The 25978-nt window shown below is 35.7% G+C and carries 23 protein-coding genes; 3 read left to right on the top strand and 20 right to left on the bottom strand.

Annotated elements, in window-relative coordinates:
- Positions 1-58: 58 nt before the first annotated feature.
- Positions 59-865: a TMEM175 family protein gene (locus tag QZV03_RS00715; protein ID WP_296873798.1), complete on the bottom strand. Its 807-nt coding sequence runs from the start codon at positions 863-865 to the stop codon at positions 59-61.
- 53 nt (positions 866-918) lie between these two features.
- Positions 919-2229, bottom strand: coding sequence for a phosphoribosylamine--glycine ligase (purD, locus tag QZV03_RS00710; RefSeq protein ID WP_296873797.1), 1311 nt, complete (start codon positions 2227-2229; stop codon positions 919-921).
- A 120-nt stretch (positions 2230-2349) separates the two neighbouring features.
- Between purD and QZV03_RS00705 the strand changes: the two genes are divergently transcribed.
- From QZV03_RS00705 to QZV03_RS00695, 3 genes are read left to right on the top strand one after another with little or no spacing between them, the layout of a single operon-like run.
- Positions 2350-3720 carry an MATE family efflux transporter gene (locus QZV03_RS00705; protein WP_296873796.1) on the top strand — a complete coding sequence of 457 codons (1371 nt, stop codon included), beginning with the start codon at positions 2350-2352 and terminating at the stop codon, positions 3718-3720.
- On the top strand, positions 3710-4126 hold the full coding sequence (locus QZV03_RS00700) for a MarR family winged helix-turn-helix transcriptional regulator (protein ID WP_296873795.1): 417 nt from the start codon (positions 3710-3712) through the stop codon (positions 4124-4126). Before QZV03_RS00705 ends, QZV03_RS00700 begins: the two co-directional genes overlap by 11 nt.
- The gene (locus QZV03_RS00695) at positions 4123-4485 is read left to right on the top strand and encodes a nitroreductase family protein (RefSeq protein ID WP_296873794.1); all 363 of its coding nucleotides are present in this window, start codon (positions 4123-4125) and stop codon (positions 4483-4485) included. Before QZV03_RS00700 ends, QZV03_RS00695 begins: the two co-directional genes overlap by 4 nt.
- 241 nt (positions 4486-4726) lie before the next feature.
- Here the strand turns inward: QZV03_RS00695 and argS are convergent, their stop codons facing one another.
- The 18 genes from argS to QZV03_RS00605 form a co-directional block, all read right to left on the bottom strand.
- The gene (gene argS / locus QZV03_RS00690) at positions 4727-6427 is read right to left on the bottom strand and encodes an arginine--tRNA ligase (protein ID WP_296873793.1); all 1701 of its coding nucleotides are present in this window, start codon (positions 6425-6427) and stop codon (positions 4727-4729) included.
- Positions 6428-6446: 19 nt separating this feature from the next.
- Positions 6447-6872, bottom strand: a complete 426-nt coding sequence (locus QZV03_RS00685; protein WP_296873792.1) for a signal peptidase I — start codon at positions 6870-6872, stop codon at positions 6447-6449.
- A gap of 5 nt (positions 6873-6877) precedes the next feature.
- Positions 6878-8152 (bottom strand): glutamate-1-semialdehyde 2,1-aminomutase, encoded by a 1275-nt coding sequence (gene hemL / locus QZV03_RS00680; protein ID WP_296873791.1) that lies wholly within the window; start codon positions 8150-8152, stop codon positions 6878-6880.
- 9 nt (positions 8153-8161) lie between these two features.
- On the bottom strand, positions 8162-8791 hold the full coding sequence (locus QZV03_RS00675) for a cobalt-precorrin-8 methylmutase (protein WP_296873790.1): 630 nt from the start codon (positions 8789-8791) through the stop codon (positions 8162-8164).
- Between the two features lie 45 nt (positions 8792-8836).
- On the bottom strand, positions 8837-10027 hold the full coding sequence (locus QZV03_RS00670; protein WP_296873789.1) for an aminoacetone oxidase family FAD-binding enzyme: 1191 nt from the start codon (positions 10025-10027) through the stop codon (positions 8837-8839).
- A gap of 3 nt (positions 10028-10030) precedes the next feature.
- Positions 10031-11350: an aspartate--tRNA(Asn) ligase gene (gene aspS, locus QZV03_RS00665; protein WP_296873788.1), complete on the bottom strand. Its 1320-nt coding sequence runs from the start codon at positions 11348-11350 to the stop codon at positions 10031-10033.
- A gap of 129 nt (positions 11351-11479) precedes the next feature.
- Positions 11480-12025: a DapH/DapD/GlmU-related protein gene (locus QZV03_RS00660; RefSeq protein WP_296873787.1), complete on the bottom strand. Its 546-nt coding sequence runs from the start codon at positions 12023-12025 to the stop codon at positions 11480-11482.
- Positions 12026-13303 carry a histidinol dehydrogenase gene (gene hisD, locus QZV03_RS00655; RefSeq protein WP_296873786.1) on the bottom strand — a complete coding sequence of 426 codons (1278 nt, stop codon included), beginning with the start codon at positions 13301-13303 and terminating at the stop codon, positions 12026-12028.
- A gap of 7 nt (positions 13304-13310) precedes the next feature.
- Positions 13311-14960: a dihydroxy-acid dehydratase gene (ilvD, locus tag QZV03_RS00650; RefSeq protein WP_296873785.1), complete on the bottom strand. Its 1650-nt coding sequence runs from the start codon at positions 14958-14960 to the stop codon at positions 13311-13313.
- A gap of 289 nt (positions 14961-15249) precedes the next feature.
- Entirely contained in the window at positions 15250-17085 is a 1836-nt protein-coding gene (locus QZV03_RS00645) for a hypothetical protein (RefSeq protein ID WP_296873784.1), read from the bottom strand.
- A 23-nt stretch (positions 17086-17108) separates the two neighbouring features.
- Positions 17109-18215, bottom strand: a complete 1107-nt coding sequence (locus QZV03_RS00640; protein WP_296873783.1) for a hypothetical protein — start codon at positions 18213-18215, stop codon at positions 17109-17111.
- A 361-nt stretch (positions 18216-18576) separates the two neighbouring features.
- Positions 18577-20328, bottom strand: a complete 1752-nt coding sequence (locus QZV03_RS00635) for a hypothetical protein (protein ID WP_296873782.1) — start codon at positions 20326-20328, stop codon at positions 18577-18579.
- A gap of 97 nt (positions 20329-20425) precedes the next feature.
- The gene (locus QZV03_RS00630) at positions 20426-21418 is read right to left on the bottom strand and encodes a hypothetical protein (protein ID WP_296873781.1); all 993 of its coding nucleotides are present in this window, start codon (positions 21416-21418) and stop codon (positions 20426-20428) included.
- 683 nt (positions 21419-22101) lie between these two features.
- Positions 22102-23754: a hypothetical protein gene (locus QZV03_RS00625; RefSeq protein ID WP_296873780.1), complete on the bottom strand. Its 1653-nt coding sequence runs from the start codon at positions 23752-23754 to the stop codon at positions 22102-22104.
- 25 nt (positions 23755-23779) lie between these two features.
- Complete coding sequence (locus QZV03_RS00620) at positions 23780-24628, bottom strand: hypothetical protein (RefSeq protein WP_296873779.1); 849 nt, start codon at positions 24626-24628, stop codon at positions 23780-23782.
- A 68-nt stretch (positions 24629-24696) separates the two neighbouring features.
- A complete protein-coding gene (locus QZV03_RS00615; RefSeq protein WP_296873778.1) occupies positions 24697-24891 on the bottom strand; it encodes a hypothetical protein in 195 nt (64 codons plus the stop codon).
- The gene (locus QZV03_RS00610; protein ID WP_296873777.1) at positions 24888-25223 is read right to left on the bottom strand and encodes a hypothetical protein; all 336 of its coding nucleotides are present in this window, start codon (positions 25221-25223) and stop codon (positions 24888-24890) included. Before QZV03_RS00610 ends, QZV03_RS00615 begins: the two co-directional genes overlap by 4 nt.
- 117 nt (positions 25224-25340) lie before the next feature.
- A partial coding sequence (locus QZV03_RS00605; protein ID WP_296873776.1) for an MATE family efflux transporter occupies positions 25341-25978 on the bottom strand: 638 nt, incomplete at its 5' end.

Raw genomic sequence — 25978 nt, 5'->3', positions numbered from 1 at the left:
TTCCCCTAAATAATAGTAACAAAAATAAATATATCTTATTTATACATATTAAATGTTTCTATGAATTCATTCTAAAATTGATGTCCCGAATAGTGGATATTACAGGAACCAAAAGGAACAGGTAAATGAAATTATTTGAAACATTGAAATCGAGGAGATTAACTATAACTGTCAGCCCCATTATGATGAAAAAAGTGTTATAGATGTATTTTTTCTCCCTTTTTGAAGGCTTGTTTTCCAAAAATCCCCTATTATAAGCATATCTGAATATGATCAGAAATGTTATTAATGTTAAAAATATGTTTAATCCGAAAATAAATTCTGAAAGGAAAAACTGAGAGTAATGACCAATCAGAGAAGTCGTAAACGGTATGAATGATATGCAAATCAAAAAGAAAATGTTATACCAAAGATAAGGTATGTTCAATCTGTTGACCTTGATGAATTCATGATGATAGACCCAAAATGAGCTGATTAAAACAAAACTGACAATGGTGACTCCCACGGTTGGAGCCAAAGATGTTATGAATGAGATAAAATCCGAATAGTTTGCAATCTGCATTTCCGGCAGGGCAATACCAAATATCAAAAGGGTCATTACCATTCCGAAGATTCCGTCAGTGAGTCCCATAAGCCTTCCGGGGTCAATGCTTAGGTCGCTTTCAAATGACTGTTTGAAACGCTGATAAAAACTTAAGCCCTTGTTTACCTTATTGAGACGGTCGATATTTTCGTCTACAGTCTTATCCTGTGACTTTTCTTTCAGCCTCTCTTTAAGTTTGTTTATTTTTACAAGAGTTTCGTCATCGACATTTTCACTTAAATCGTCAAGTTGGATTGCAATTTCTGATTTTAAATTCTCCAACTCTTGATCAGGATCATTTGAAATAGTATCACCAAAAAAATAAAAAAAGAAATTTAGTTTAAAATTTCTTTCATGTGTTCGACACGTTTGTTTACAAGTTCAGAGGTACCGACATCCCTTCTGTGGTACACGTTACCTTTGACAAATTCACATGCCTTTTCGGCTATCTTTTCAGCCTCTTCAATGGAATCTCCGCTGGCTACAATACCCAATGCCCTTGAACCTGAAAGGTGAATTCCATCATCTTCGGCAGATACGGCAGCATAGAACACTTTAGCGCCCATATCCTCGATGGCCTCTTCATCCACTTCAATCAATTCACCGGCATATTCGGTTTCAGGATATCCGTCAGGTACGATGTATTTACATACACTGGCCTTGTTTTCAAATTCGACCTTATCCAATGTTCCGTCAACAATGGCCTGACATACATCAACCAATGGAGTTTTAAGTAAAGGTAAAACGTTCATTGCTTCAGGGTCTCCAAATCTTGCATTGTATTCAATGAGTTTAGGACCGTCAGCTGTAAGCATGAACTGTCCGTAAAGAATACCTTTGTACGGTTCTGCTTCCTCGGCAATAGCTTTGATGGTATCCTGCATGATTCCTACAGCCTTGTCATAATCATCCTGGCTTAAGAATGGTAATAATCCACCTACATCGGAATATGAACCCATTCCACCGGTGATTGCTCCGACATCCCCTTCAAATGCATGAGGATGGTCCTGTGCTGCAGGCATTGGTGCCAAATGTTCACCGTCACAGAATGCCTGGATGGTAAATTCCTCACCAATCAATCTTTCTTCAATGATTACCTGTGCAAATCCTCCCATGACATTGTCGATTACTTCGCATGAGTATTCTTTTGCCTCTTCATTATCCTTAAGGTGGTCACCTACGATTTTTACTCCTTTACCACCGGTCAATCCTACAGGCTTAACTACGACCTGTCTGTCAAAATCATCCAAGAATTCAGATACGTCCTTGGAATTATCGAATACTTTGTATATTAGTGATCCTTCGATTTCATAGTCTTCAAAGAGTTTTCTCATGAATGACTTATCGGTTTCAATACGTGCTGCACTTTGGGTAGGTCCTACACATTTGATTCCGTTCTTTTCAAGCTCGTCAACAATTCCTTTTCCGAGTGGAGCTTCAGGACCGATGAATGCAATGTCAATGTCATTTTCAACTGCATATTCGGCTACCTTTTCAACTTCTCCTTCATCGCCTTGTTTGAATTCGGCGATTTTGCTCATTCCAGGGTTTACTTTACTCATGTAAACATATAATTCCACATCGTCTTTTAAACCGTCTGCAATTGCATGTTCACGGGCACCAGTTCCAACAACTAAAACCTTCATAATTTAGTCTCCTTTATCAAAATTATATTTTTTGAAATATTTATAAATAACTTAGATTACATTTATATATCAACACTTGCATATACAAGAGTATAATTGCATATGCAAGAGAGGTTAATTATGGAAAAGAATGAAAATGTAGAAATGATTACAGGAGACCCTAAAAAGGCGATAAACAAACTGTCAATACCGATTATAGCAAGTATGTTTCTGATATTTGCAAACAATATCATTGACAGCATATGGGTAGCAGGACTCGGACCGGACCCATTGGCGGCACTTGGATACGTTACCCCGCTCTTCATGATAATGGTGGGATTCGGTAACGGACTTGGAGCCGGTGGTAACTCCCTCATATCAAGATATATCGGAGCGGAAGACAAATCATCAGCAAACAATGCCGCAATACACAACCTGATATTAAGTGCGGTAGTGTCAATAGTAATCACAATCATCTTTTTGGCGTTTCTAAAGCCTTTACTTATGCTTATGGGAGCATCATCAGTAATCGGTTATGCAACAGACTATGCATTCATAATATTCGCATGGACATTCGGTCTTTTAATGCCACCAATAGTTGGAGGAGCCTTCCGGGCGGAAGGAGACATAAAAAGAGCCACAGTGCCTATTGCTCTGGCCGCAATAATCAACATGATTCTGGATCCTATATTCATCTACACCCTGAACATGGGAATTCAGGGAGCCGCATGGGCAACAGCCCTCGGGCCGTTCATAAGTTTACTTTTGATGTTTTACTGGATATTCGTCAAAAAGGACACCTATCTTTCATACAACAGGAAAGACTTCCACAATAACCTTTCAATGTACAAGGACATATTAGTGGTCGGTATTCCAGCAAGCTTAGAACAGCTGGTTCTTTCCGTTTTGACAATATTTGTAAACTTCATGCTTACAATCGTATCCGGACCTGTGGCCGTGGCAGTATATACAGCCGGATGGAGAATAATAAACATTGGAATGCTTCCGGCAATCGGAGTAGGTACCGCAGCAATATCAGTAGCTGGAGTTGCATTCGGTGCCAGAAAATATGAAAATTTAAGAATTGTTGCAAGATATGCAGTGAAAGTGGCATTGATAGCTTCAATAATCGTGTGTGTGATTCTAATAGTATTCTCAAATCAGATAGCAGTCATATTCTCATATTCCGAAAGCAGTGCAAAACTCGCGCCGGCAATAGCTGGGTTCCTTCAGATAATGAGTCTCTTCATATTGTACGTTCCATTCGGTGCAAGTGCAGGTAACGTGTTCCAGGGAGTCGGAAAGGGAACAATATCCTTCCTTTTGACAACATTCAGGGAATTCATACTGGTACTTATCTTTGCATACCTTTTGGGTTTCACATTCCATATGGGAGAGTTTGGAATTTACTGCGGAATGCTTCTTGGAGGAGGAATCGGATCACTCATATGTTACGCATGTATCGAACTCTACATCAACAAGCTTATAAGGGGAAGGGGCAATGCCGTTTGATGATGACATTCCCACTCCACCACTGGTTTCGCTCCTGCACAGAAGACAGAACACATTCCTCAACAAGAAACTGAAAGATGTAAACCTGAGTGCGGGATTGTATCCCCTGCTTGTCAAAACCTACAAAAACAAGGGAATCAGTCAGGAAGAGCTTGCCGAAGCCCTGCACATCAACGAGAGTACTGTCACAAGAAACCTTGAAAAGCTCGAAAAGAAAGGATTGATAACAAAAACTCCTCAAAAAAGGAAAAAAATTATTAATGTTACAGATGAAGGTGCAGAAATAGCCCAGACAATAATGGATTATGATGATGAATGGGACAATGTAATTAAAAAATACATCACCCCAGATGAGTATGAAAATTTCAGAAAAACGCTTATAAAAATATGCGAGGACTTAAAATGAACGAAACTATTGAAAACCTAAAAACAAGAAGAAGCATAAGAAAATTCAAAGACGAACAAATAACCGACGAGGAATTAAAGACCATTCTGGAAGCTGGAACCTATGCTCCAACCGGAAGAGGCCTTCAAGCCCCAAAAATAGTCGTAATACAAAATCCAGATACCATCAAGGAATTGTCAGCATGGAACAGAAGCTTTTTCCCAACTGAAATGCCAGAGGATATGGATCCTTTCTACGGTGCAAAAACATTGCTGATAGTTTTGGCCGACAGTGAAGTGCCAACATGGAAAGAGGACGGTTCAAGTGTGCTGGCCGTACTTGTAAATGCGGCCCATGCGATAGGTGTTGGATCATGCTAGATTCACAGGGCATATGATGAATTCCAAAGCCCTAAAGGCAAGGAACTTTTAAAAGAATGGGGAATTCCTGAAAGATATGAGGGAATCGGCCATGTGGTTTTGGGCTATCCAGATATGGAAGCGCCTGAGCCATTGCCAAGAAAAGAAGATTACATCCACTATGTGGATTAAATCTTATTTTTTTAAAGTTTCAAATAAAAAATTAAGTAAAAAAAGAAATTAAAGATGAGTAATTACCCATCTACATTTTTTCAGGTGCACTAACACCTAAAATATCTAAAGCATTTTTAATGGTTGTTTTTGCTCTATCAACCAATATTAATCTGGTATCTTCCACATCAGAACCAATAACCTGTTCATCTTTGTAGAACTTGTTGAATGAACCTGCTAAGTCCTGACAGTATTGTGTGATGTTGTGAACCCTTTTCTTGTTTGCACAGTCTTCAACAACCTGTGGGAACTTGGCGATTTGTCTGATTAAGTCCTGTTCAACCTCATCAGGCACCCATTCATCAGCAATACTTAATGAAGATACGTCCTTACCTGATTTTTTAAGCAATTTGCATGCCCTTGCATGTGCATACTGGATAGATGCACATCCTCTCTCAAAGCTTAATGCCTCATCCCACTTGAATGTAAGGTGCTTTTCAGGAGAGAGCTTTGCAATGAAGAATCTAACAGCTCCGATACCAATCTCTTCAGCCATTGAAGCAACTTCATCATCAGATAAATCTGGGTTTCTTGATTTAATCTCATCAGTTGCCCTTAAAACTGCTTCGTCAATCAGTTCATCAACTGAAACGAATTTACCTCTTCTTGTTGACATGGATCCTTCAGGCAATGTGATGAATTCATAAAAAATCACTTCAGGTGCTTCCTGTCTTAAGATTTCCTCAAAGATAACTCTGATTTGTTCTGCAGCCAGTTTATGGTCTGAACCTAAAATATCTAAAACAGTATCTCCTAAGGTTGCCTTATACTTGTGGTATGCCAAATCACGGGTAGAGTAGAGTGATGTTCCGTTTGAACGTCTTAAAACGAATTCCTTTTCGATATTGAAATCTGTCAAATCGATATAGAGCACATCGTTTTCACGGGTGAAACCTTCCCTTTGGATGTAGTTTACAAGGTCATCAACTTCACCGCTTCTTACAAACTTGCCTTCCCATACGAAATCATCATGATTTATATTGATTCTTTGAAGTGTCTGCTTCATTCCAGACAGACAACTTGAAACTACATGCTCGAAGATTTTATTTAATTCCTCATCGTCGCCATTTTCATATTTCTGTATGAGTTCATCTACCTTAGCCGCTAAATTTTCATCTTCTTCAACAGCCTTGTTGGCATCGAAGTAAAGCTTACCGATTTTATGGTCGAGTTTTTCTCCTTCATAATCTTCAATCTTAAGACCTAGTTCGGTAATACCGCAAACGATGATTGCGATTTGTCTGCCCATATCATTTACATAATACTGAGTTTCAACTTCTCTTCCGGCCAATTTTAAAAGTCTTGCAAGAGAATCACCAAAAATGGAGTTTCTAATATGTCCAATATGTAAAGGGCCGTTTGGATTGGCTGAAGTGTGCTCGAGAACTATCTTTTCATCATATGCCGGAAGCTGACCATAGTTTTCGTCAACCTTATCCAATAACATTTTTGAGAATTTGTTATAATCAATAAAGAAATTTACATAAGGACCGAAGTTCTGAACTTTGGAAAATATTTCAGGAACCTCAATTTTTTCAACCAAATCAGCAGCAACTTCCGGAGGGGAAGTCTTTAACTTTTTAGTGAGTGCAAATGCAATGGTACTTGCAAGATCACCCAAGTTAGGATTAGGCGGAAAGTCCAATCTAAAATCCCTGTCGACTTCTACATCATATTGATCCAATGCCTTGTTAATGGCATCAATAGCTTGTTTTTCAATTTCAAAATACATTAACTCACCTTAATAATCATTATAATCCTCTTAACCAGAGGGAAAGATAACCTATTTTTGGAATTATGACCAAATTATCCCCTAAAGTAACAACCTTTTCATGGATTTGGTCGGCTTTAACATAATAAGGATCAGGACGGTTATTATTGTCTCCCTTGATCATATACATAGTAGTTCCATTAATATCAGTAATATTGATAACCCTATGAATTACAGGCTGGTCATACCATGCCGCATCATAAACAACAACATCACCCACTTCCACAGTGGTAGGGTCAAACTCGTTTATGCCCATGAAGTTGTCCTTTTGCACAAGAACTATGTCTCCCCTGTAGAATACAGGTTCCATACTGCCTGAAACGACAACATTCAAATGTTGAGCGGCAATCAATACAATTACCAGAATAATTGCGTATGAAAAAACCTCTTTAAAATCTATTTCCATTTAAACTACCTTCTTCTTTTTCTAAATGCTTCCTTTAAAGCCAATTCTATAGCATCGGAAGTGTTTTGTAAATCTTCCATACTATGAGCGTTTGATATGAAATTACATTCAAATTGTGAAGGCGGTATGAATACACCTTCCTTCAATAAAGTCTTAAAGTATCTCAGGAACTGTTTTCTGTCAGATTCCTGTGCATCAGCATAATTATTTACCTCAGCCGGATTGAAATATATCTGGAACATTGATGCAAGTCCCACAGGCTGAACATTGTATCCTTCATCATCAATTATTGAAGCGATGTTTCCCCTAAGGAAATTGCCCTTGCGTTCAAGTTCCTTATAGAAAGCGTCATCCAACTGTGCCATAGTGGACAGTCCTGCCTGAACGGAAACGGGATTGCCTGAAAATGTACCTGCCTGATAAACTGGACCTTGCGGTGCAATCATTTCCATTATCTCTCTTTTACCACAGAATGCACCCATTGGAAGGCCACCACCGACAATCTTACCGAGGGTTGTCAAGTCAGGAGTTACACCATAATACTGTTGTGCACCACCACGTGAAGCCCTGAAACCGGTGATTACCTCATCAAATATCAATACAATACCGTTTTCTTCAGTGATTTTTCTTATGAATTCTAAAAATCCAGGTTTTGGTTCGATACATCCGACATTGCCCATAACAACTTCCATGATGATACATGCAATGTTTTCGCCTTCTTTTTCAATTAACTCTGTTAGGGCCTCTTCATCATTGAATGGTACTGACAATGTATTTTTGGTAGTGTCTTCAGGAATTCCAGGACTATCAGGTAGAGTTGCAGCACCGGAACCTCCTTTGACCAATACGTAGTCATGTGCACCATGGTATGCGCCTTCGAATTTTACAATCTTGTCTCTTTTGGTAAATCCTCTTGCCAGTCTGATGGCACTCATGGTAGCCTCGGTTCCACTGTTACAGAACCTTACCATTTCGGCTGAAGGGATTCTGTCTATTACCTCTTTTGCCAGTTTGATTTCATTTTCGGTTGGAGTACCGTAAGCAGTACCGATGGTAAGTTGGTTGGAAACTTCCCTTACAACCTTAGGATTAGCATGGCCCAGTATCAAAGGACCGTATGCCAAACAGTAATCGATATAAGTCTGACCATCCTCGTCAGTGAGTTTGGATCCTCCTGCACTTTTAACGAAAAATGGATATGGTTTAAAAGCCCTTACCGGAGAGTTAACTCCACCAGGGAAATACTTTTTAGATTCATTGAACAATTCTTCTGAATACATTTTATCACGCTATAAATGTTGTATTAATGAATTTACACAAGCCACAGCAATTGGTGTTCCACCTTTAGGTCCTTCAACGATGATATTAGGTATATCTGAATTGTGAAGTGCTTCCTTTGAATCGGCAGCACCTACAAAACCGACCGGAACTCCGACAATTGCCTTAAGATTCATTTCGCCTTTAGCATATAAATCCATGGCTTCAAAAACAGCAGTTGGAGCATTACCGGAAACGACAATACCTTCAAAATCATTCGCCGCAGCATATCTCATTGCAGCAGCAGCTCTTGTAATCTGGTTTTCTTTTGCAATTTTAACTACTTCTTCGTTTTTAATGTAACACTCAACTTCCCCTTCATATCTTGTGATACCATATCTGACCATATTGATATCAGTCAAAATGGTTTCATTGTTCTTTAGGGAAGCCATAGCTGCATCTACAAAATCAGCACTGATTTTAACCAATTTTGCATACTCAGGATCTGCAGTTGAGTGAACAATCCTTTCAACGATGTCTCTTTCTATAGGTTTCAAGTCTTTGACATCATCTCCTATAAGGCCACGGATAATTTCACGGCTTTTATTAGCAATATCCAAACCTTGTTTAGTTGATGCACCCATGAACATTTTGTCTGTCATACAATAATTTTTGAATTATATATATGTTAAATATTTTGTTGAAAATTATTTTTCAGCGGCTGCGAGACCCGCAAGATAACCTGTCGAAAAGGCAATCTTCAGATTATATCCACCGGTTGGACCATGCAAATCCAAAACTTCACCTGCAAAATATAAACCCGGCACTAAAGTTGACTCCATTGTTTTTGGATTGATATACTTAAGATCGATTCCGCCTATGGTAACCTTGGATAATTTTGAATTAAAGTCAACAATTTCAAATGTAAAACGCTTCAGGTTTTCAATCAGGCGGTTTTTGCTTTTCTTGTTTATTCGTGACAGCTGAATATCGCCGTCCAGATTGATTTCGGATAAAAAGTATTCGATGAAACTGTTGGTTAAAAATTGCTTCAGATAGTTTTTAAGCATTGTCTTTCCCTTATCCTGGAAATCCCTAGTGAACCTGTCCATCAAATCCTCTCTTGAATGGTCAGGACATAAATCAATGGCAATTTCCAAATCAATTACCGGTTCGCCTTCCAATAAGTTATAAGTTATACCTTCTGAGATTTCATTGCTCAGGTTTATGACGGCAGGTCCGGTAAGTCCGACATGTGAAAACAGTATGTCTCCTCGAACCCTGCTTTTCTTATAACTTATAACAACATCATTCAAGCCCACACCGGCAATTCCTGAAAGGTCCTTTCGGGTAACCAAGGGAGACAGACCATATCTTATGTCGGTTATGGGTTGATTTGTCAAAGCGTAATTGTCCGGACTGCATCCGGTCTGAGGATATGTCACACCGCCTGTTGCGATGATAATCCTGTCGGCTTTTAACTTATCATTTATAACAAAATCTTCACTGATGCTTTTAACTTCAAAGTTATAACTTATACTTACACCATCTAACTTATCCGTCAACCCGTCAAGGACATCCTTGGACCTTCCGCTTTCGGGAAAAATCCTGTTGTCATCCTCCTCGACAAAGTCAAAATCAAAAATAGAAAAGAGATTCTCATTTGTAAATGAATAAAAGGAGTGCTTCAAAAAGTTTTTATTGTTAAAAAAAGTTAATAGCTGTTTTATTGGTTTGTTATTGGTAATATTGCATCTTCCCCCTCCTGTCAACAACAACTTGCGACCTAAAGAGGGATTCTTTTCCAATAAAATAACGTCGGAAGTTCTGCTGGCCGCAATTGCTGCCATGATGCCGGCAGGACCTCCACCAATAATAGCTATATCGTATTGTTTCATAATCTATGGAGTTAATCTGTGTCTGTCTCTTGGGAAGAGTACACATTCACGGATGTTTTCGGAACCTGTAAGTACCATGGTTAATCTGTCAGCACCTACACCCCAACCTGCATGAGGAGGCATACCGTATTCGAATGCTTTCAAGTAGCTTCCAAATCCAGCAGGGTTTAATCCACGTTCTTCGATTTGTTTTACGAGTAAATCGTATTGGTGTACACGAGTAGCACCTGAAGATAACTCCAAGTTGTTGTACATTAAATCGAACGCATGTGAGTATTGTTCTTCACCGTCAACAGGCATTACATAGAACGGTTTGATTTCAGAAGGCCATCTGGTCAGGAAGTAGAATCCTCCCATGGTATCACCTAAAGCTTTTTCAGCTTCACGGGACAGGTCTTCTCCCCATTCCATACTTACGTCTTTTGAGTTAACGATATCAACCGCTTCATCGTAAGTGACTACAGGGAAATCTCCGGTTGGAACTTCCAATTCATGGCCGAGAATTTCAAGTTCGTCAGCGCAGTTTTCATTTACATCCTTTAAGACATTGATAATCATGTCGTTGAGGATTTTCATTACATCCTCATCATCAGCAAATGAAGCTTCCGCATCGATGGAAACCGCTTCGTTCAAGTGTCTTAAGGTATCGTGCTCTTCAGCCCTGAAGATTTGGCCGATTTCAAATACCTTATCCATTCCTGAAGCCATCATCATCTGTTTGTACAATTGTGGAGATTGGCCGAGGAATGCTTCTTTTTCAAAGTAAGTGATAGGGAATAATTCTGTTCCTCCTTCAGTAGCGGATGCTACAAGTTTAGGAGTGTTGATTTCATAAAATCCGTTTTCATAGAAGAAATCACGGATGGTATGGAACATTTGACCTTTGATTTTGAAAATTGCTGAAACATTTTCCTTTCTGATATCCAGGAATCTTGAATCTAATCTGGTATCGATTCCAGCTTTAACTTTTTCAGTTGGATCCATTGGTAAAGGTTGGTTAGCCAAGTTAAGAATTCTGATTTCTTTAGGAATGATTTCAACACCATTTGGTGCTTTTCCAGCTTCTTGTACTAAACCTTTGATTGCCACAACGGACTCTTTTCTGAATTCTCTTAATTCTTCCATTATTTTTTCGTCTACTTTTTTACTTGGAGCTGTTATTTGAACTCTACCGGTTACATCACGAATGATTACAAACATGATTCCACCGAAATCACGGATTTCGTGCACCCAACCCATGATAGTGATGTCTTCACCTGCTATTTCAGGAGTACATTCACTTGCATAGTTTGTTCTTCTCCAATCTTTTAATAAACCTTGCAAATTTATTCACCTCGGTTGTAAAAATAAATAATAATGATAAATTTTCATTATAATAAAAATATTATATTTAATATTTAATAAAGATATGCAAAAAAAGGATTAAAAAATAAAAAAGATTGTAAATTAAAATTATTTTTTAAACTTATCCTTATCAAGTGTCTTGACTATCTTTGCAGGAACACCAACAGCAACCTCATAGTCACCAACATCTCTGGTAACGATTGCTCCGGCACCTACAATGGCATACTCCCCAATTGTAACACCAGGCAATATGCTTGCTCCGGCACCAATCCAGGCACCCTTCTTAATGTGAATCGGTTTGCAGAGCAAAACGTTTCTGTCATACTCATCATGGTTGTTTGAAAGCAATTGAACATTGGCCGCAAGCATCACATCATCCTCGATTGTTATTCCACCACGGGCCATAGCAAGACAATTTGAATTGATGAAAACATTGTTTCCAATAACCATCTTGTCCAATGCGGCCCCTGCAAGCGGTGCCTGAACTGTTGAGTTTTCACCGATATTGTCACCGAAGAGTTCATGTAAAACTTCCTCATATTCCGGTGTCATTGGCATTGTGTGATTGAGCTTAAACAACAATTCATTCATGCGGAATGCTTCCTGCAATTCCTCTTCGGTTATATCATCCATATTGACTCTTTCAAAATCCATCTAATCATCCCTTAATCTTGTTTTGAATGAGTTTGCATGAGCGAAGAATCCTTCATACTCGGCAATAGGAACTGAAGTCTTTGAAAGTTCCTTAAGACCTTCCCTTGTAAGCCTTTGAACTGTTGGCTTTTTGATGAATGCCTCTGTGGACAGTCCGGAATACATTTTGGCTCCACCACCGGTTGGAAGAACATGGTTTGTACCGGATCCATAATCTCCTGCTGCAACAGGTGAGTAGGCTCCCAAAAAGATTGAACCTGCATTGTTGATGTGTGATAATGTTTCATCATCATCCTGAGTGGATATGATTAAATGTTCAGGAGCATATTCGTTGGTAACGTGAATAGCCTCTTTGAATGTGTCTGTGATAATGATTTTTCCACTTTTGGACAATGATTCCTCAATTATTTCGCGTCTAGGTGCAATCTCGGTGAGTTGTTTTACAAACTCATCGGTTTTAATCGCCAGATCTTCACAGTCGGTAACCAAAAAGCATGATGCATTGGGGTCGTGTTCAGCCTGTGCCAAAATGTCTGTTGCCAAAAATTCAGGGTTTGCTGTTTCATCAGCTAAAATAAGCACTTCTGAAGGGCCGGCCGGAAACTCAATATCTACTTGACCATATACAAGTTTCTTTGCGGCGGTAACGAATATATTACCCGGACCAACAATCTTTTCCACACGAGGTATGGATCCGGTTCCATATGCAAGTCCGGCAATGGCCTGTGCTCCACCGACCTTGTAAATCTCATCTGCACCTGCAATGTCTGCAGCAACAAGAATAGCGTCAAGAATCTTGCCGTCCTTTTGAGGAGGGGTTACGCAAACTACCTTTTCAACCCCTGCAATCTTTGCGGGGATTACTGTCATCAGAATTGATGAGGGATATGCAGCCCTACCGCCAGGTATGTAGCATCCTGCAGAGTTGATTGGCCTTACGATTTGGCCTGCAACAACACCAGGATTCACTTCCATGTTCCAGTCTGATGGAATCTGCTTTTCATGAAATCTTTTGATATTATCGGCAGCATTTTTCAAAGCGGCAAGCAAATCATCATCCAATGTGTCATATGCCTCTTTGATTTCATCCTTTGACACTTTCAAATCTTCTATCAATACACCGTCAAATTTTTCTGTATATTCGCGAATAGCCCCGTCACCGTTTACACGAACATTTTCCAAAATATCGGAAACGGTTCCCAAAACGTTGTTGACATCCTGCTCTGACCTTTTTATTGTCTCGGCCAAATCTATCTCACTGTATTTTAAGATATCCATATTAGCACTACCTTAAGATAGCTCCGGTATCAGCTGAGTGAACCAGTTTCTGATATAATGCCAGCCAGCCGGACACTTCACTTTCAGGGTGTTTTACCTCTTTTAGTCTTGACTCGATTTCCTCATCGGACAGCTCGACATTGATCAGTCTGTTTTCGATGTCGATTTCAATGATGTCACCGTTTTGTATTGCTGCAATCGGTCCGTCCTCCCTTGCTTCAGGTGATACGTGACCTATGCATGGTCCACGTGTTCCTCCTGAGAATCTTCCGTCGGTGATTAGTCCAACATCCTTGATGTTCATACCTGCAAGCGCTGAAGTTGGGTTTAGCATTTCACGCATTCCCGGACCTCCTTTAGGACCTTCGTAACGGATTACAACAATGTCACCCTCTTCGATTTCATGGTCAAATATTGCCTTTGTAACATCTTCTTCAGAGTTATAGACTTTTGCAGGTCCCTTAAGATGCATGAGATGGTCTGCAACAGCACCTTTTTTGACAACACTGCCGTTTGGTGCAAGATTACCCTTAAGTATTGCAATTCCACCGTCGGCATGAACAGGATTTTCAAGAGTGTGTATGACATCGGTGTTTTTGTTTTCGACATCCTTAAGGTTTTCTTCAATGGTTTTTCCGGTAACTGTCAGCTGATTGGTGTCAATCTTGTCCCCAAGTGTTTTAAGAACAGCCTGAATACCTCCCGCAAGGTGCAGGTCCATCATGGAGTCTTCACCGGCAGGTGAGATTAAAGCGATGTGAGGAACATTACGGGAAATCTCATCAAAGAGTTCCAAATCAACGCTGATTCCTTCAACTTCACTTGCAATAGCCGGAATGTGGAGTGCTGTGTTGGATGAACCTCCAAGTGCCATGTCAACAGCAATTGCATTGTTGAATGCTTCCTGGGTCAGGATGTCTGACGGCTTGATGTCGTCTTCAACCAGCTTTATGATCTGTTTACCTGACTCGAATGCGATATTGTTGTTTTCCTCTGTTCTTGCATGGGTTGTAGCGCAGGTAGGAAGTGAAAGACCGAATGTTTCGGTAATGCATGCCATTGTATTAGCTGTAAATAGCCCAGAACAGCTTCCGGCACCAGGACATGCACATCTTTCAAGCTCGTTTACTTCCTCTTCTGTCATCTTGCCTGCAGAGTATGCACCGACCGCTTCAAAAACAGTAATCAAATCGGCAGGTTTGCCGTTGTATTCACCGGACTGCATAGGTCCGCCGGTAACGACAATTGACGGAACGTTTACCCTTGCAGCTCCCATAATCATTCCAGGAACAACCTTGTCACAGCTTGGTATCAATACCAGTCCGTCGAAAGCATGTCCCTTGGTCATTGATTCGACAGTTGCTGCAATGATTTCCCTTGAAGGAAGTGAGTATTTCATACCTTCATGGTTCATACTGATACCGTCACAGACAGCCATGGTGTCAAACTCGAAAGGTATACCTCCGGCAGCTATGATACCCTCTTTGACAAATTCAACAAGTTCCTTTAGGTGAATGTGTCCAGGCACGATGTCTGTGAAACTGTTTGCAATACCGATGAAAGGTTTTTTAAAATCATCATCGTCAAGCCCACAAGCCCTTAAAAGAGACCTGTGAGGTGCTCTTTGAATTCCTTTTTTTACATTATCACTTTTCATTTAATCACACAAATTTAATCAAATCATTAATATATATTTATTTAATCGTTTTTAAAATATTTGAATGAATTGATAATTTCAATGATTTGACTGGTGAGTATGCATCATGTTGTGAATTTGAAGGGATTGATTCTTAAAAACAAATTTAATGCAAATAGAAGTAGTTTAAAATAATGGATAATGTGAATGCATCAAAATTATGATAGCTATATTAATTTAAATGAGATGAAAATTATTTAAAAAAAATAAGAATATGGGAAAAGTATATTTTTCCCAATACTTAAATCAGTTATTTCCTAACAGTTGCAGTTTTTTTAACCACATATTTACCATAAGAAACTTGATACTTGACTTTTTTACCGACCTTAAGTTTTTTAAGAACAGATTTTTTAATGGTAAGCTTGGCCAAACCCTTTGAATTCAGTTTAACCTTGTAGGATTTTCCGTTGAACTTAAAGGTTAAAATTTTGGATTTTACTAATTTACCATTCACTTTCAAAGTCGCAGTAATAACAAGCTTTTTAGCTGATTTTTTAATTTTAACTTTTTTAAGAGACACTACAATTTTATTACTTTTAACAGGTTTATTATCTTTTTTAGATTTTTCTACATTATTATCCTTGTTAGGATCATTATTTTTTATAATATCCTCCTGTGAACCAACAGTAGAGTTAACATCATCTACAACTTCTTTTTCATTTACAGTAATGTTGAATTTTTTATAGAAATGTACATGATTTTCATTTTCATAATAAGGATCAATTGACCTGATTAGTATTTCATGGGTTCCAACACTTAATTTTGGAATTGAAATTGATATATTATCTAAAAGATAGTGACTATGAAGAGCAATTTGACCATCAATATAAACATTAAAGTTTAACATTTCATCAGCAATATTCTCTATTTGAATTTTAAAGTTGTGTCCTTCAGTTACTTCACTAGGATAATCAATAATTATTGAAGGATTATTTGAGATAAATTCAACATTAAAATTCACATCAAATCTCTCATTTCCAATGAATTCTGCCGCATAATATTGTAATTGATCTGATTTTGGAATTTTTATGGATGCAGTACCATTTACTACAGGAACTGAAGTTAAGAATTCACGATATGAACTTAACACATTATCAGGTTCTATATGCACTTCTGGCACTTCAGATTCAACTTGCACTTCAGGTACTACAGATTCTACATGCACTTCTGGCACTTGAGCTTCCCTTAATACTTTATAAAGAACCAATATTCCATTTTCATGACGAGGAACGGTCACAGTAACAGCAGCTTCCTCATCATCGATAATATATCCTGAAGGAACATCAAATATTGGATTAACATGATAATTTATATCAACAGAGCTTTTAGGATGTATTGAATCTTCATAACTTACAGTAATTAAGTTGTATCCTAAATTATAATTCTCATAATCTAAATAAAAACGTCTATAATTATCTAAAGGCCTATTTCCCAAATTTTTTCCGTTTACTTGAACATTGACTGTATTATTAAGAGCTGCATTTGGCAATTCTACATGAAAGTAGGAGAAATCCCAATAATCTGCATACGCATTGAATGGGTATGTAAAGTAAACTTGATATGTTTTTGTAAAAGAGTCATAATATGAACCCTTGTAGGAAACTGTTAGATTATGCATTCCATAACCAGGTGTTTTGGAAAGGTGTTCAGAATAAATATATTTATATCTAGAAACTGATGAAGAGTAAACCTTTTCACCATCTATATCAATTGAAATAGTGCCCTCCGCATAATAATATATATTACTAATGTATAGTACTGTATCTGAATAACCATATTCATCAACATGAACTGTATCACTAACTCTTATATAACTTTCAATGGAAGGACCTTTAAGAACAGATTCTTCATGAGCCCCTAATTTATCCTCACTAGACTCATCAGACAAAAGATCATCATCTACATTATCAGAAGACAAATCTTCATCTTCAACATCATTATCTTCTATTTTATTTTCAACACTTAATACTTCATTAATTTCCGGATTCTCTATGGTAGTGTCAGATATGTTTTCCGCTGCACTAACAGCACTAATTGAAAAAATAGCAAGTAAAAGTAAACTCACTATAATAATTTTTTTAAACATTATTAACCACCTGCCAACTGCACTTATTCCCTTTTACGTAATGTTGGTATAATCATAGCAAATAATGCAATCAATATTAGGAATATTGGATTTCCTGTTGCGGTTTTGCTTACGTTCACTTTACTTGGAGCTGGTGAATCTTCACTAGATTCAGAAGGAGTCTCATTTTTAGGAGATCCCGGCCCTTTTCCATATCCAGGCTCTACAAATTCGAATTCGTCTTCATCTGTTTCATTGACTGTTTGATTGGTTTCCGGGGTCTTATTGGTGGTTTCGTTAGTAGTTTCATTCGGGACAACCCTATTGGTCAAATTCCAAAATACTTTTAAACCGTTGTCAGCCGGACATGTAAAGTATTTTACGAAATGTGATGAAATTAACTCAGTATTATCAGGAGTGAATTCACGCACCATATATTCGCCGGCATCATATAAAACCCATTGACCTTCATTATCCCTATATGCTGATGCAAAGGTTAGATTCTTGAAGGCATGTTTCCAATTGTTTGCTTTGGTTAGTTTGGCTTTTTGAACTACTACATAAGAAGTTAAGTTACCGTTTTCATCAGGCAAGATTACAATGTCTCCAATTGCACTTGCTAAAATGTTTTGATTAATATTTGAATCATCAAGACTGGCTTTTTGTTTAGTTTGTTGTTGTGCCGGTCCTGGGACTACTGGGGAAGGACATGGTTCTGGCACTTTAGGATGGCAAGGTTCCGGAACCTTAGGATGGCAAGGTTCTGGTACCTTTGGATTATCAATATTAGGATTTAATTTTTTTAATAATTCAATTTCGATTTCCTCTATATCTCCGGAATAGTTTCCTTCCCAATTTTTAGTTACCACTACAAAATTCTTTTCATTACCAGAATCTTGAGAATCATCATGTTGCTGTTGTGCTCCATCTGGCTGACCTAAAGAACCATCATCGGAACTGGAACCCAACAGATTCTCATTATTATTTACATTTGCATTTTCAATAGACTGCGTTTCATCGTTTACATTCGATAAGTCTATCGTCTCATCGATATCACTTTCCATTGCATCAGTACTTTCGGCTGAGCTAACAGCACTTATTGAACCGATCAAGAATAATATTAAAATTATTGAAAATATAATTTTTTTCATAAAAAATCCCCCTACATTATTTAAAAAAAAATTTGAACAATTAAATATTGTAAAAAAATTTTTGATAAATATTTTTTTAAAAATTATGTATATGTTTTACAATAACATAATTACATATAGTTTTATTTTATTCATATATAAATGTATGGGAAAAAGTATACAAATTAATAAAAATTTAAAATTTTTAAACAAATTGGAAATATATTTTAAAAAAATATATCATATTGTATAATAGACAATATTCAAATATAACAAAGTTATGTAGATATCATTCAGAATTAACGATGTTATAATTAAAATTTTAGATAATATTCATAAAATGGAAGTTATGAAAAAAATTATGAGAATTAAAAAAAATAAGCTATTTTTTGACAACAGCCCTCTTTTTTATAGTTTTTTTACCATAAGACACTTGATAGGTAACTTTCTTTTTCACCTTAAGCCTTTTCAGAACAGACTTTTTTATTGTTAATTTTGCTATTCCGTATTTATTTGTCCGTTTCTTATAGGTTTTACCCTTGAATTTAAAAATAACTAATTTATTTTTAGCTTTTTTATTATTTATCTTCAAAGTAGCTGTTAAAATTAGTTTTTTTGCAGATTTTCTAATTTTTACAGATTTAAGGCTCAAAGATATTTTTTTAACAGTTTTAACTGTTGGTTTTACAGGAGTGGTTTTGATATCCTGTGCAGGAGGATCTGAATTTGAATGATTTTCAGTTTCAGAAGTGGAATTGGTTACGTTTGTTGATGAATTCACATTACCATTCGGATTGTCATCATCCCCCAAGTCATTTAAATCTATAAGTCCATTTTCAATTTCATCCCAAATACTGCCACCGGAGGAACTTTCATCAGTTGTGTTCTCAACATTGACTTGGAATACCCTGACAAAAGATGAACTAGGAGCAAAAATATCCAGGGAATATGAAGGACGAATAATGACTTCATGCAGCCCAGGTTCAACAGGAACAGTCACATTCAATTCACCGCTTAAAAATCTGTAGTTTATTTTAGTCTGATTGTCTACAAGAACATCAAAATAACATAGATAATCATCGTTTAAATTGAACAGTTGAATGGTTAAACCGGCAGTATTATTGGCTTCAGTCGGGACAATTGCATCAAATAGCTCAGAGCTTTCGACAAAATAAAGTGAAAAGTACATCTCATCAGTTTCATTTGCAATGAGTTTAACACAATAATTAGTTTTATTGAAGCTTTTAGACAAATTAAAAGAAGCGAAACCATTTACTGCGCTAGTGGAGTTTATAAGCACCAATTCATTATTTTCATCAACACTGTACAATTCAAAAATACCTGATTCATTAACCGGTACTCGAACGGACACATTGGCTTGTGAATCATCAAATATTAATTCATCAGGTAAGTTAAACAAAGGATATACCTGAAAAATACATGAAACAGATTTTTTAGGTCGATTCAAATCAGAATAAGTGGCAACAAGAATATTATCCCCTAATTTCAAATCATTGATATCTATTTTAAAGCAAGAATTCTCATCCAAATTAACGATGCCATAAAATTTATTGTTCAATGTTAAATTAATCATTTTTGTATTGTCTGACGGCATGTATACTTCAAAGTTAAATTTATCTATATCTTCACCATATAATCTATAAACTTCAAAAGGATAAGTGAAGTTTACCATGAATGTTTTATTGAATGGCTGATAAAAACCCCCTGGCGAAGAGATTGTAATATTATGAATTCCATAACTTGGCTGATTTGACAAATCTAAAAGAAGAATAGATTGATAACTCTCAAGTTTATTGCAATAAACTTTTTCTCCATCAAGTAGCATCGTAATATTTTCACTGGCCTCAGGTGACACATCAGAAAAATAAACAATTTTAGACCCACCATAATCATCAATAAGAACTTCATCAGATATCTCAACATATGGGTCTATTGATTCTGATTCTTCATTTGAATCCAATGAAGAAAAATCATCCACTTTTTCAATAGAAAACTCTTCTTTAACATCTGAAACTTCCAAATCTGAATAGGTGATATTATCAGATGCACTTATGGTAGCTATAGAAAAAATGCCTATAAAAACAATAATGACAATGATTAATTTTTTTAACATGAATATCCCAACTCGAGTATATGATAATATATTTGTTAAATAATATTATAAAAAATAGTAAGAAAGGTATCTCACTATTTCATATTTAATTATCTAATTATTTTTTGCGCAATGTTGGAACAAGAATCATTGAAAAAAGAACGATTAATAGTACAAATATTGGATTTCCTGTCGCAGTTTTGCCAACATTTTCTTTACTTACAGTACTTGATGAATCTTCAGTTGATCCAGAAGGAGTCTCATTAGAAGATCCAGGTCCTTTTCCAAATCCAGGTTCTACAAATTCAAATTCATCTTCTTCTGTTTCATTAAATGATTCTGTTTCATTGACTGTTTGATTGGTTTCTGGGGTCTTATTTGTTGTTTCGTTATTAGTTTCATTTGGGATAACCCTATTTGTTAAATTCCAAAAAGCCGTAATTTTCTCATCAGGAGAAACAATGTATTTAACAAGTTTTGATGAAACCAATATTGTATTGTTAGGAGTGATTTCATTGATCATATACATATTAGAATTAGACAAAACCCACTCTCCACTACTGTCTTTATACGCTGAATAACTTACATTAAAAACATGTGTCCAGTTATTATTTTTTGTGAGTTTAACTGTTTCAACAACACTATACGAAGTTAAAACACCTTCACCATTGCTTAAAATAACAACTTCACTGCTTTTATCAGATGAAAGACCCTGATTTGTATAATCATTAAAAGTTGCCTGTTGTTGAAATTGGAAATCACCTTTAGGAAGACTAACATCAACATCCCCATAAATTTTTGGCCCAAAACCTAAAATCACTAACAATTGTATTTCAATTTCTTCAATATCTCCTGAATAATTACCTTCCCATATTTTTTTCACAATAAGTTGGTCACTTGATGAATTCCAATCAGGCCCTTCAACATCCACATCAGGAACATCAATATCTACTTTAGGTCCTTTAATATCTACATCAAGTCCTCCAATATCATCGTCCCCTTTAGGAAGACTTACATCAACATCTCCTTTAACTTTAGGTCCAGTTAAAATCGATGATTCATCCTGGTCGGAAAATAAATCATCATCACTTGCTAAATTTTTATCACTCAAAGCTTCATTTGAAGCTATATGCGTCTCTTCACTTACTTCGGATAAATCAAATGATTCATGCCTAGCAGCAATTATATTTTCATTATCCATATCGACGGATGAAACTGAAGAAATGGAAAAAATGAATAATACAACAAATAATGCCGTAAGAATTATTTTTTTCAATTTAATCACCATTATTTAATTATACTAATTTGATGATTCGAAGTAAATATAAAAATAGAATTGAGCAATGTTTATAAAAATCACTAATCGTTGATTATATCCCCTTACTACAGAGCAAAAAAAGATTTTTATAATTTATTTAATCATCTTATATCAGTAATAATAGTATTAGTTTAATAGTATATAAAGATTATTAAAATATTATACAAATTAATAAAAAATTTATATTTTTAATTAAACTGAAAATTAATTTTAAAAAAAATTATCGAATTGTATATTTGAAATAATTCAAATATAACAAAGTTAAGTGGAAAGAGTTCACAAATAAGAAAAGTTATAATAAAAAAAATGAAAAATATCCAACAAATTAAAAAAAATATTTTTCACTAAACAAATTCTTCATCAGCAAATTTATATTAACACTAAAAAAACATGATTCTTAACTAATTATATATTAAACAATGCATAATAGATTATGATGAACAAAAAAAAGAAAAGTAAATAGATGAGTTTAACATCTATTTTTTAATAGTTGCAGTTTTTTTAACAGTATTTTTTCCATAAGAAACTTGGTATTTTACTTTCTTTCCAGCCTTAAGCTTTTTAAGAATGGATTTTTTGATTTTTAATTTGGCAATACCTTTAGAATTGGTTTTAATCTTATAAGTTTTTCCATTGAATTTGAAAATAACTTTCTTTGATTTAGCCAATTTACCGTTGATTTTTAAAGTTGCAGTAATCACAAGTTTTTTAGCTGATTTTTTAACTTTAACGGACTTAAGTTTTAAAGATACTTTATTCTGTACTTTATTAGGAATCTTACCTGGAGATTTATCCTCCTTAACAGAACTATTATCAATTACTTTATCTTCAACAGTAATATTAAACATTTTATAGAAATGAATAGGGGATGGCTCATACCATGATTTACGAACTGATTTAATTACGACCTGGTGTGTTCCAACCTCTAATTTAGGCATTATAAAATTTAACCCATTAGTTAGTTTATGAGTATCTAAAATCTGTTTGCCATCAATGAAAAGATTGAAATAAGAGTCGGATTCAGTGTAATTAGTAAATACTTGAATTATAGCCTCATCACCTTTTTTAATAGTTTCTTTATTTATAAAAGCCTGGAATGCATTATTATGTTCAACATACTCAACAGTAAAGTATGTATAATCACTGGCATTACCGATAAACTCAATACTGAACTCATCGGAAATATCACACAATTTAGGAAGCTTAACTTTAGCAATACCGTTTTCAACAGGAATTATCTGTTGGAATTCATGCTGAGGGTCTAATTCATAAGAGGACTCCCCATACGTCCAATATACAACAAATAGACCGGATTCATTTTTTGGAACAAGTACTGAAACATATGCCTCTTCATCCCCAATTATGAAATAATCAGGAGTTTTAAAGACCGGATTAAGGTAAAAAGATCGAGTAATAGATTTTGAATAATTTGGGTTTGGCTGATACGTAAAAACAATATTATTACTGCCTAATCTAAAGTAATCCATTGGTATATAGAATTTTTTGCTATTATAATCCACATTTGCATAGAATTTATCGTTAATATCAATCTTAACCACACCTGTTGCAAAATCAGGTAATAATAATTCAATTACATACTCATTAATATCATAGTTAAATCCACTATTTACACCAAAACCATGAGTGAACTCTGCAGTAAATGTATTAGTAAATGGGGCATAATAATTACCACCAGTATATGAAAATGTTACATTATGAATGCCAATGAATAATTTTGAAAAATCTCTTGGATAAATAGAAGTATATTTTGAAATCGGCTTATTGTACACTTCTTCATCTTCAATGACAATGCTAACATTACCCTCTTCAACATAAAGATCATCAATAGATATAATCTCATCATAATAATAGTCTAAATCGGAGAATTGGTAAAAAACAACTTTGTCTTCTATTGACTCTTTTACTTCACTTTCTGAATTTTCACTACTCAAAACATTATTCCCATCAACTGATTCGTCCATTTCACTAATTTCATTTTCAACATTGATTTCTTCATCTACTTCATTAATTTCAAGACTCGTGTCTGTCATGTTTTCCGCTGCACTTACAGCGGTAATGGATAAAATAGTCAGTAGTATCATACTGACAATCATTAATCTTTTAATCATTTAAATCACCATATTTACTATTTAATTATTTTTTACGCAATACTGGAGCTATTAAAAGTGCTAAAACAATTAATAATATGAATAATGGATTTCCAGTAGCGTTACTTACGTCCACATTTTTATTAACATTCTTTTCTGTACTTTCTTTTTGTGATTTTTCAGGAGTTTCAGAAGGTTCAGGTCCTCTTGAACGATTGGAATAAACCGGTACATCTTCAAATGTTTCGGTTTTATTTGTTTCATTTTTTACTTCATTGGTTTCATTTGTGTTGTTTGTTGTTTCATTAGTTTTGTTTTCAATGATTCTGTTTGTTAAATTCCAGAATACCTTCAACCCACCATCAACAGGACAGGTAAAGTACTTAACAAATGTTGAAGAAACAACTCCCACATTTACAGGAATATTAATTTCACGAATAACGTACTCACCAGTATCCCCTAAATTCCACTTATCAGAAATTAATGAAGCGGAATCAAATGTTAAGTTTCTGAAAATATATTTCCAACCATTTACTTTAGTAATTTTAACAGTTTGAACAATGGTATAAGCAGTTAAAACACCATTTTCATCAGGCAAAATAACTATATCTCCAATAGAACCTGACAATAAATTTGAATCGTAACTTTCTCCGTTACTATCAGGTTCCAAATCATCAGGAGAAGCTTTCCATTTTGGAGGACATGGAGACGGTACAGGTGGAACTGGGTCATATGTTGGATTTAATTTTTTTAATAATTGGATTTCAATTTCTTCAATATTTCCTGAATAATTACCTTCCCAGTATTTATTCACTACTACAAAATTATTACCTTCAACAACCATTGGAGGAGGCTGACAAGGCTCTGATAATTTCGGATACCCTGATTCCGGCACATTTAAACTTTCAGAATCAGATTGGCTGGATAATAAATCATTATTTATCCGACATTTCCGGCATATTCCTAAAATACCTTATCTATCTGATTCCAGTTTTTGCATCTTACAAAATTGTCATTAGGAAATTCTGCCTGCCTGTTCCACGGACGGTCAAATACAGCAACCTTACAATTATGAAAATGCAAAACATGTTCAAAAGCAGATGGCGAATCCTCTATTGCAAAATCAAATGTCATGCTGTAAAGCTGTTCTAACGTCATATTATATTCATATTCATGCTCGAATATTTCACGGCCATATTTATCGACACAAAACAAAGGCACTCTCTCCAGATGATGTTCGTCCAGCCATTTTCTGGATGGCTCATACGAATTAAAAGGTCTTCCTGTAATAATAAAAACCTCATGCCCTGCAGATGTCCCGCTTCCATTAATTTATCATACTGATCATCGCTTAAATCAAATGATTTCTGAAGATTAAAAAACTGGACCTGCCTGTAAGGCACATCAATTCCGAACAGTTCTTTAGCAATTTTCGTAAAATATTTTGCAGTCTCACATATTACATCATCAAAATCTATATATATTTTCATTGTTTCTCCTGATATATTTAACTTAAATATTTTATGTTAATATATTAACACATAACATGATTAAAATATAGCTATTGTGGCTTTAATTTAATTGAATGCAATCCTGCTTTAAAAGTTTTATTCCGGCCACGATTTTCTGAGTGCCACATATGAAATCAAAAAATTTGCAAGCCAGCCGGCTGGTACAGCAAGCCAGACAAATGCAATACCAAAACGCGGTGCAAAAATCAAAGCAACTGTCAATCTAATAGCAAGATTTACCATATTAGCAACAAGAAATGGACGCATGATTCCAAGTCCACGAAGCACTCCATCTGTTGCCATTTTAATCCCCATAAAAATAAAGAAATATCCAATCCATTTCATGTAATCACCTGATACCTGATATGCCAGGGCAGTTCCATCTTTACCCAGAAACAATGAGGAAATCTGAGTGTGCAGTGTTTCAATGATTATAAATGCAAGAATTGCAAAACATATATCTAACACAAGTGCCGCATGATATCCTTTTTTGATACGTTCAATTTTCTTTGCACCCAGATTCTGGGAAACATATGGTGAAACTGCATTACCGATTGATACAAATATCAACGAAAAAACATTTTCTACTCTCATTGTCGCAGCATAACCTGCAAGTGCCTGTGTACCGAAAGGATTGACAACTGCCTGTACTATCATCATGCCAATTGACACTGTGGACTGCTGAAGAACAGATGGAACCGCAATTTTAAGCATTGAGCACAATTCTTTCCTGT

The organism is uncultured Methanobrevibacter sp. (genome assembly GCF_902788255.1).
GTDB lineage: Archaea > Methanobacteriota > Methanobacteria > Methanobacteriales > Methanobacteriaceae > Methanocatella.
The sequence above is the reverse complement of the archived record's forward strand: the minus strand, read 5'-3'. Positions and strand labels throughout refer to the sequence as shown.

Coding starts and splice junctions, on each gene's coding strand:
- purD (WP_296873797.1), bottom strand. CDS start 2,229: ATGAAGGTTTTAGTTGTTGGAACTGGTGCCCGTGAACATGCAATTGCA.
- QZV03_RS00705 (WP_296873796.1), top strand. CDS start 2,350: ATGGAAAAGAATGAAAATGTAGAAATGATTACAGGAGACCCTAAAAAG.
- QZV03_RS00700 (WP_296873795.1), top strand. CDS start 3,710: ATGCCGTTTGATGATGACATTCCCACTCCACCACTGGTTTCGCTCCTG.
- QZV03_RS00695 (WP_296873794.1), top strand. CDS start 4,123: ATGAACGAAACTATTGAAAACCTAAAAACAAGAAGAAGCATAAGAAAA.
- argS (WP_296873793.1), bottom strand. CDS start 6,427: ATGTATTTTGAAATTGAAAAACAAGCTATTGATGCCATTAACAAGGCA.
- QZV03_RS00685 (WP_296873792.1), bottom strand. CDS start 6,872: ATGGAAATAGATTTTAAAGAGGTTTTTTCATACGCAATTATTCTGGTA.
- hemL (WP_296873791.1), bottom strand. CDS start 8,152: ATGTATTCAGAAGAATTGTTCAATGAATCTAAAAAGTATTTCCCTGGT.
- QZV03_RS00675 (WP_296873790.1), bottom strand. CDS start 8,791: ATGACAGACAAAATGTTCATGGGTGCATCAACTAAACAAGGTTTGGAT.
- QZV03_RS00670 (WP_296873789.1), bottom strand. CDS start 10,027: ATGAAACAATACGATATAGCTATTATTGGTGGAGGTCCTGCCGGCATC.
- QZV03_RS00660 (WP_296873787.1), bottom strand. CDS start 12,025: ATGGATTTTGAAAGAGTCAATATGGATGATATAACCGAAGAGGAATTG.
- hisD (WP_296873786.1), bottom strand. CDS start 13,303: ATGGATATCTTAAAATACAGTGAGATAGATTTGGCCGAGACAATAAAA.
- ilvD (WP_296873785.1), bottom strand. CDS start 14,960: ATGAAAAGTGATAATGTAAAAAAAGGAATTCAAAGAGCACCTCACAGG.
- QZV03_RS00645 (WP_296873784.1), bottom strand. CDS start 17,085: ATGTTTAAAAAAATTATTATAGTGAGTTTACTTTTACTTGCTATTTTT.
- QZV03_RS00640 (WP_296873783.1), bottom strand. CDS start 18,215: ATGAAAAAAATTATATTTTCAATAATTTTAATATTATTCTTGATCGGT.
- QZV03_RS00635 (WP_296873782.1), bottom strand. CDS start 20,328: ATGTTAAAAAAATTAATCATTGTCATTATTGTTTTTATAGGCATTTTT.
- QZV03_RS00625 (WP_296873780.1), bottom strand. CDS start 23,754: ATGATTAAAAGATTAATGATTGTCAGTATGATACTACTGACTATTTTA.
- QZV03_RS00615 (WP_296873778.1), bottom strand. CDS start 24,891: ATGACGTTAGAACAGCTTTACAGCATGACATTTGATTTTGCAATAGAG.
- QZV03_RS00610 (WP_296873777.1), bottom strand. CDS start 25,223: ATGAAAATATATATAGATTTTGATGATGTAATATGTGAGACTGCAAAA.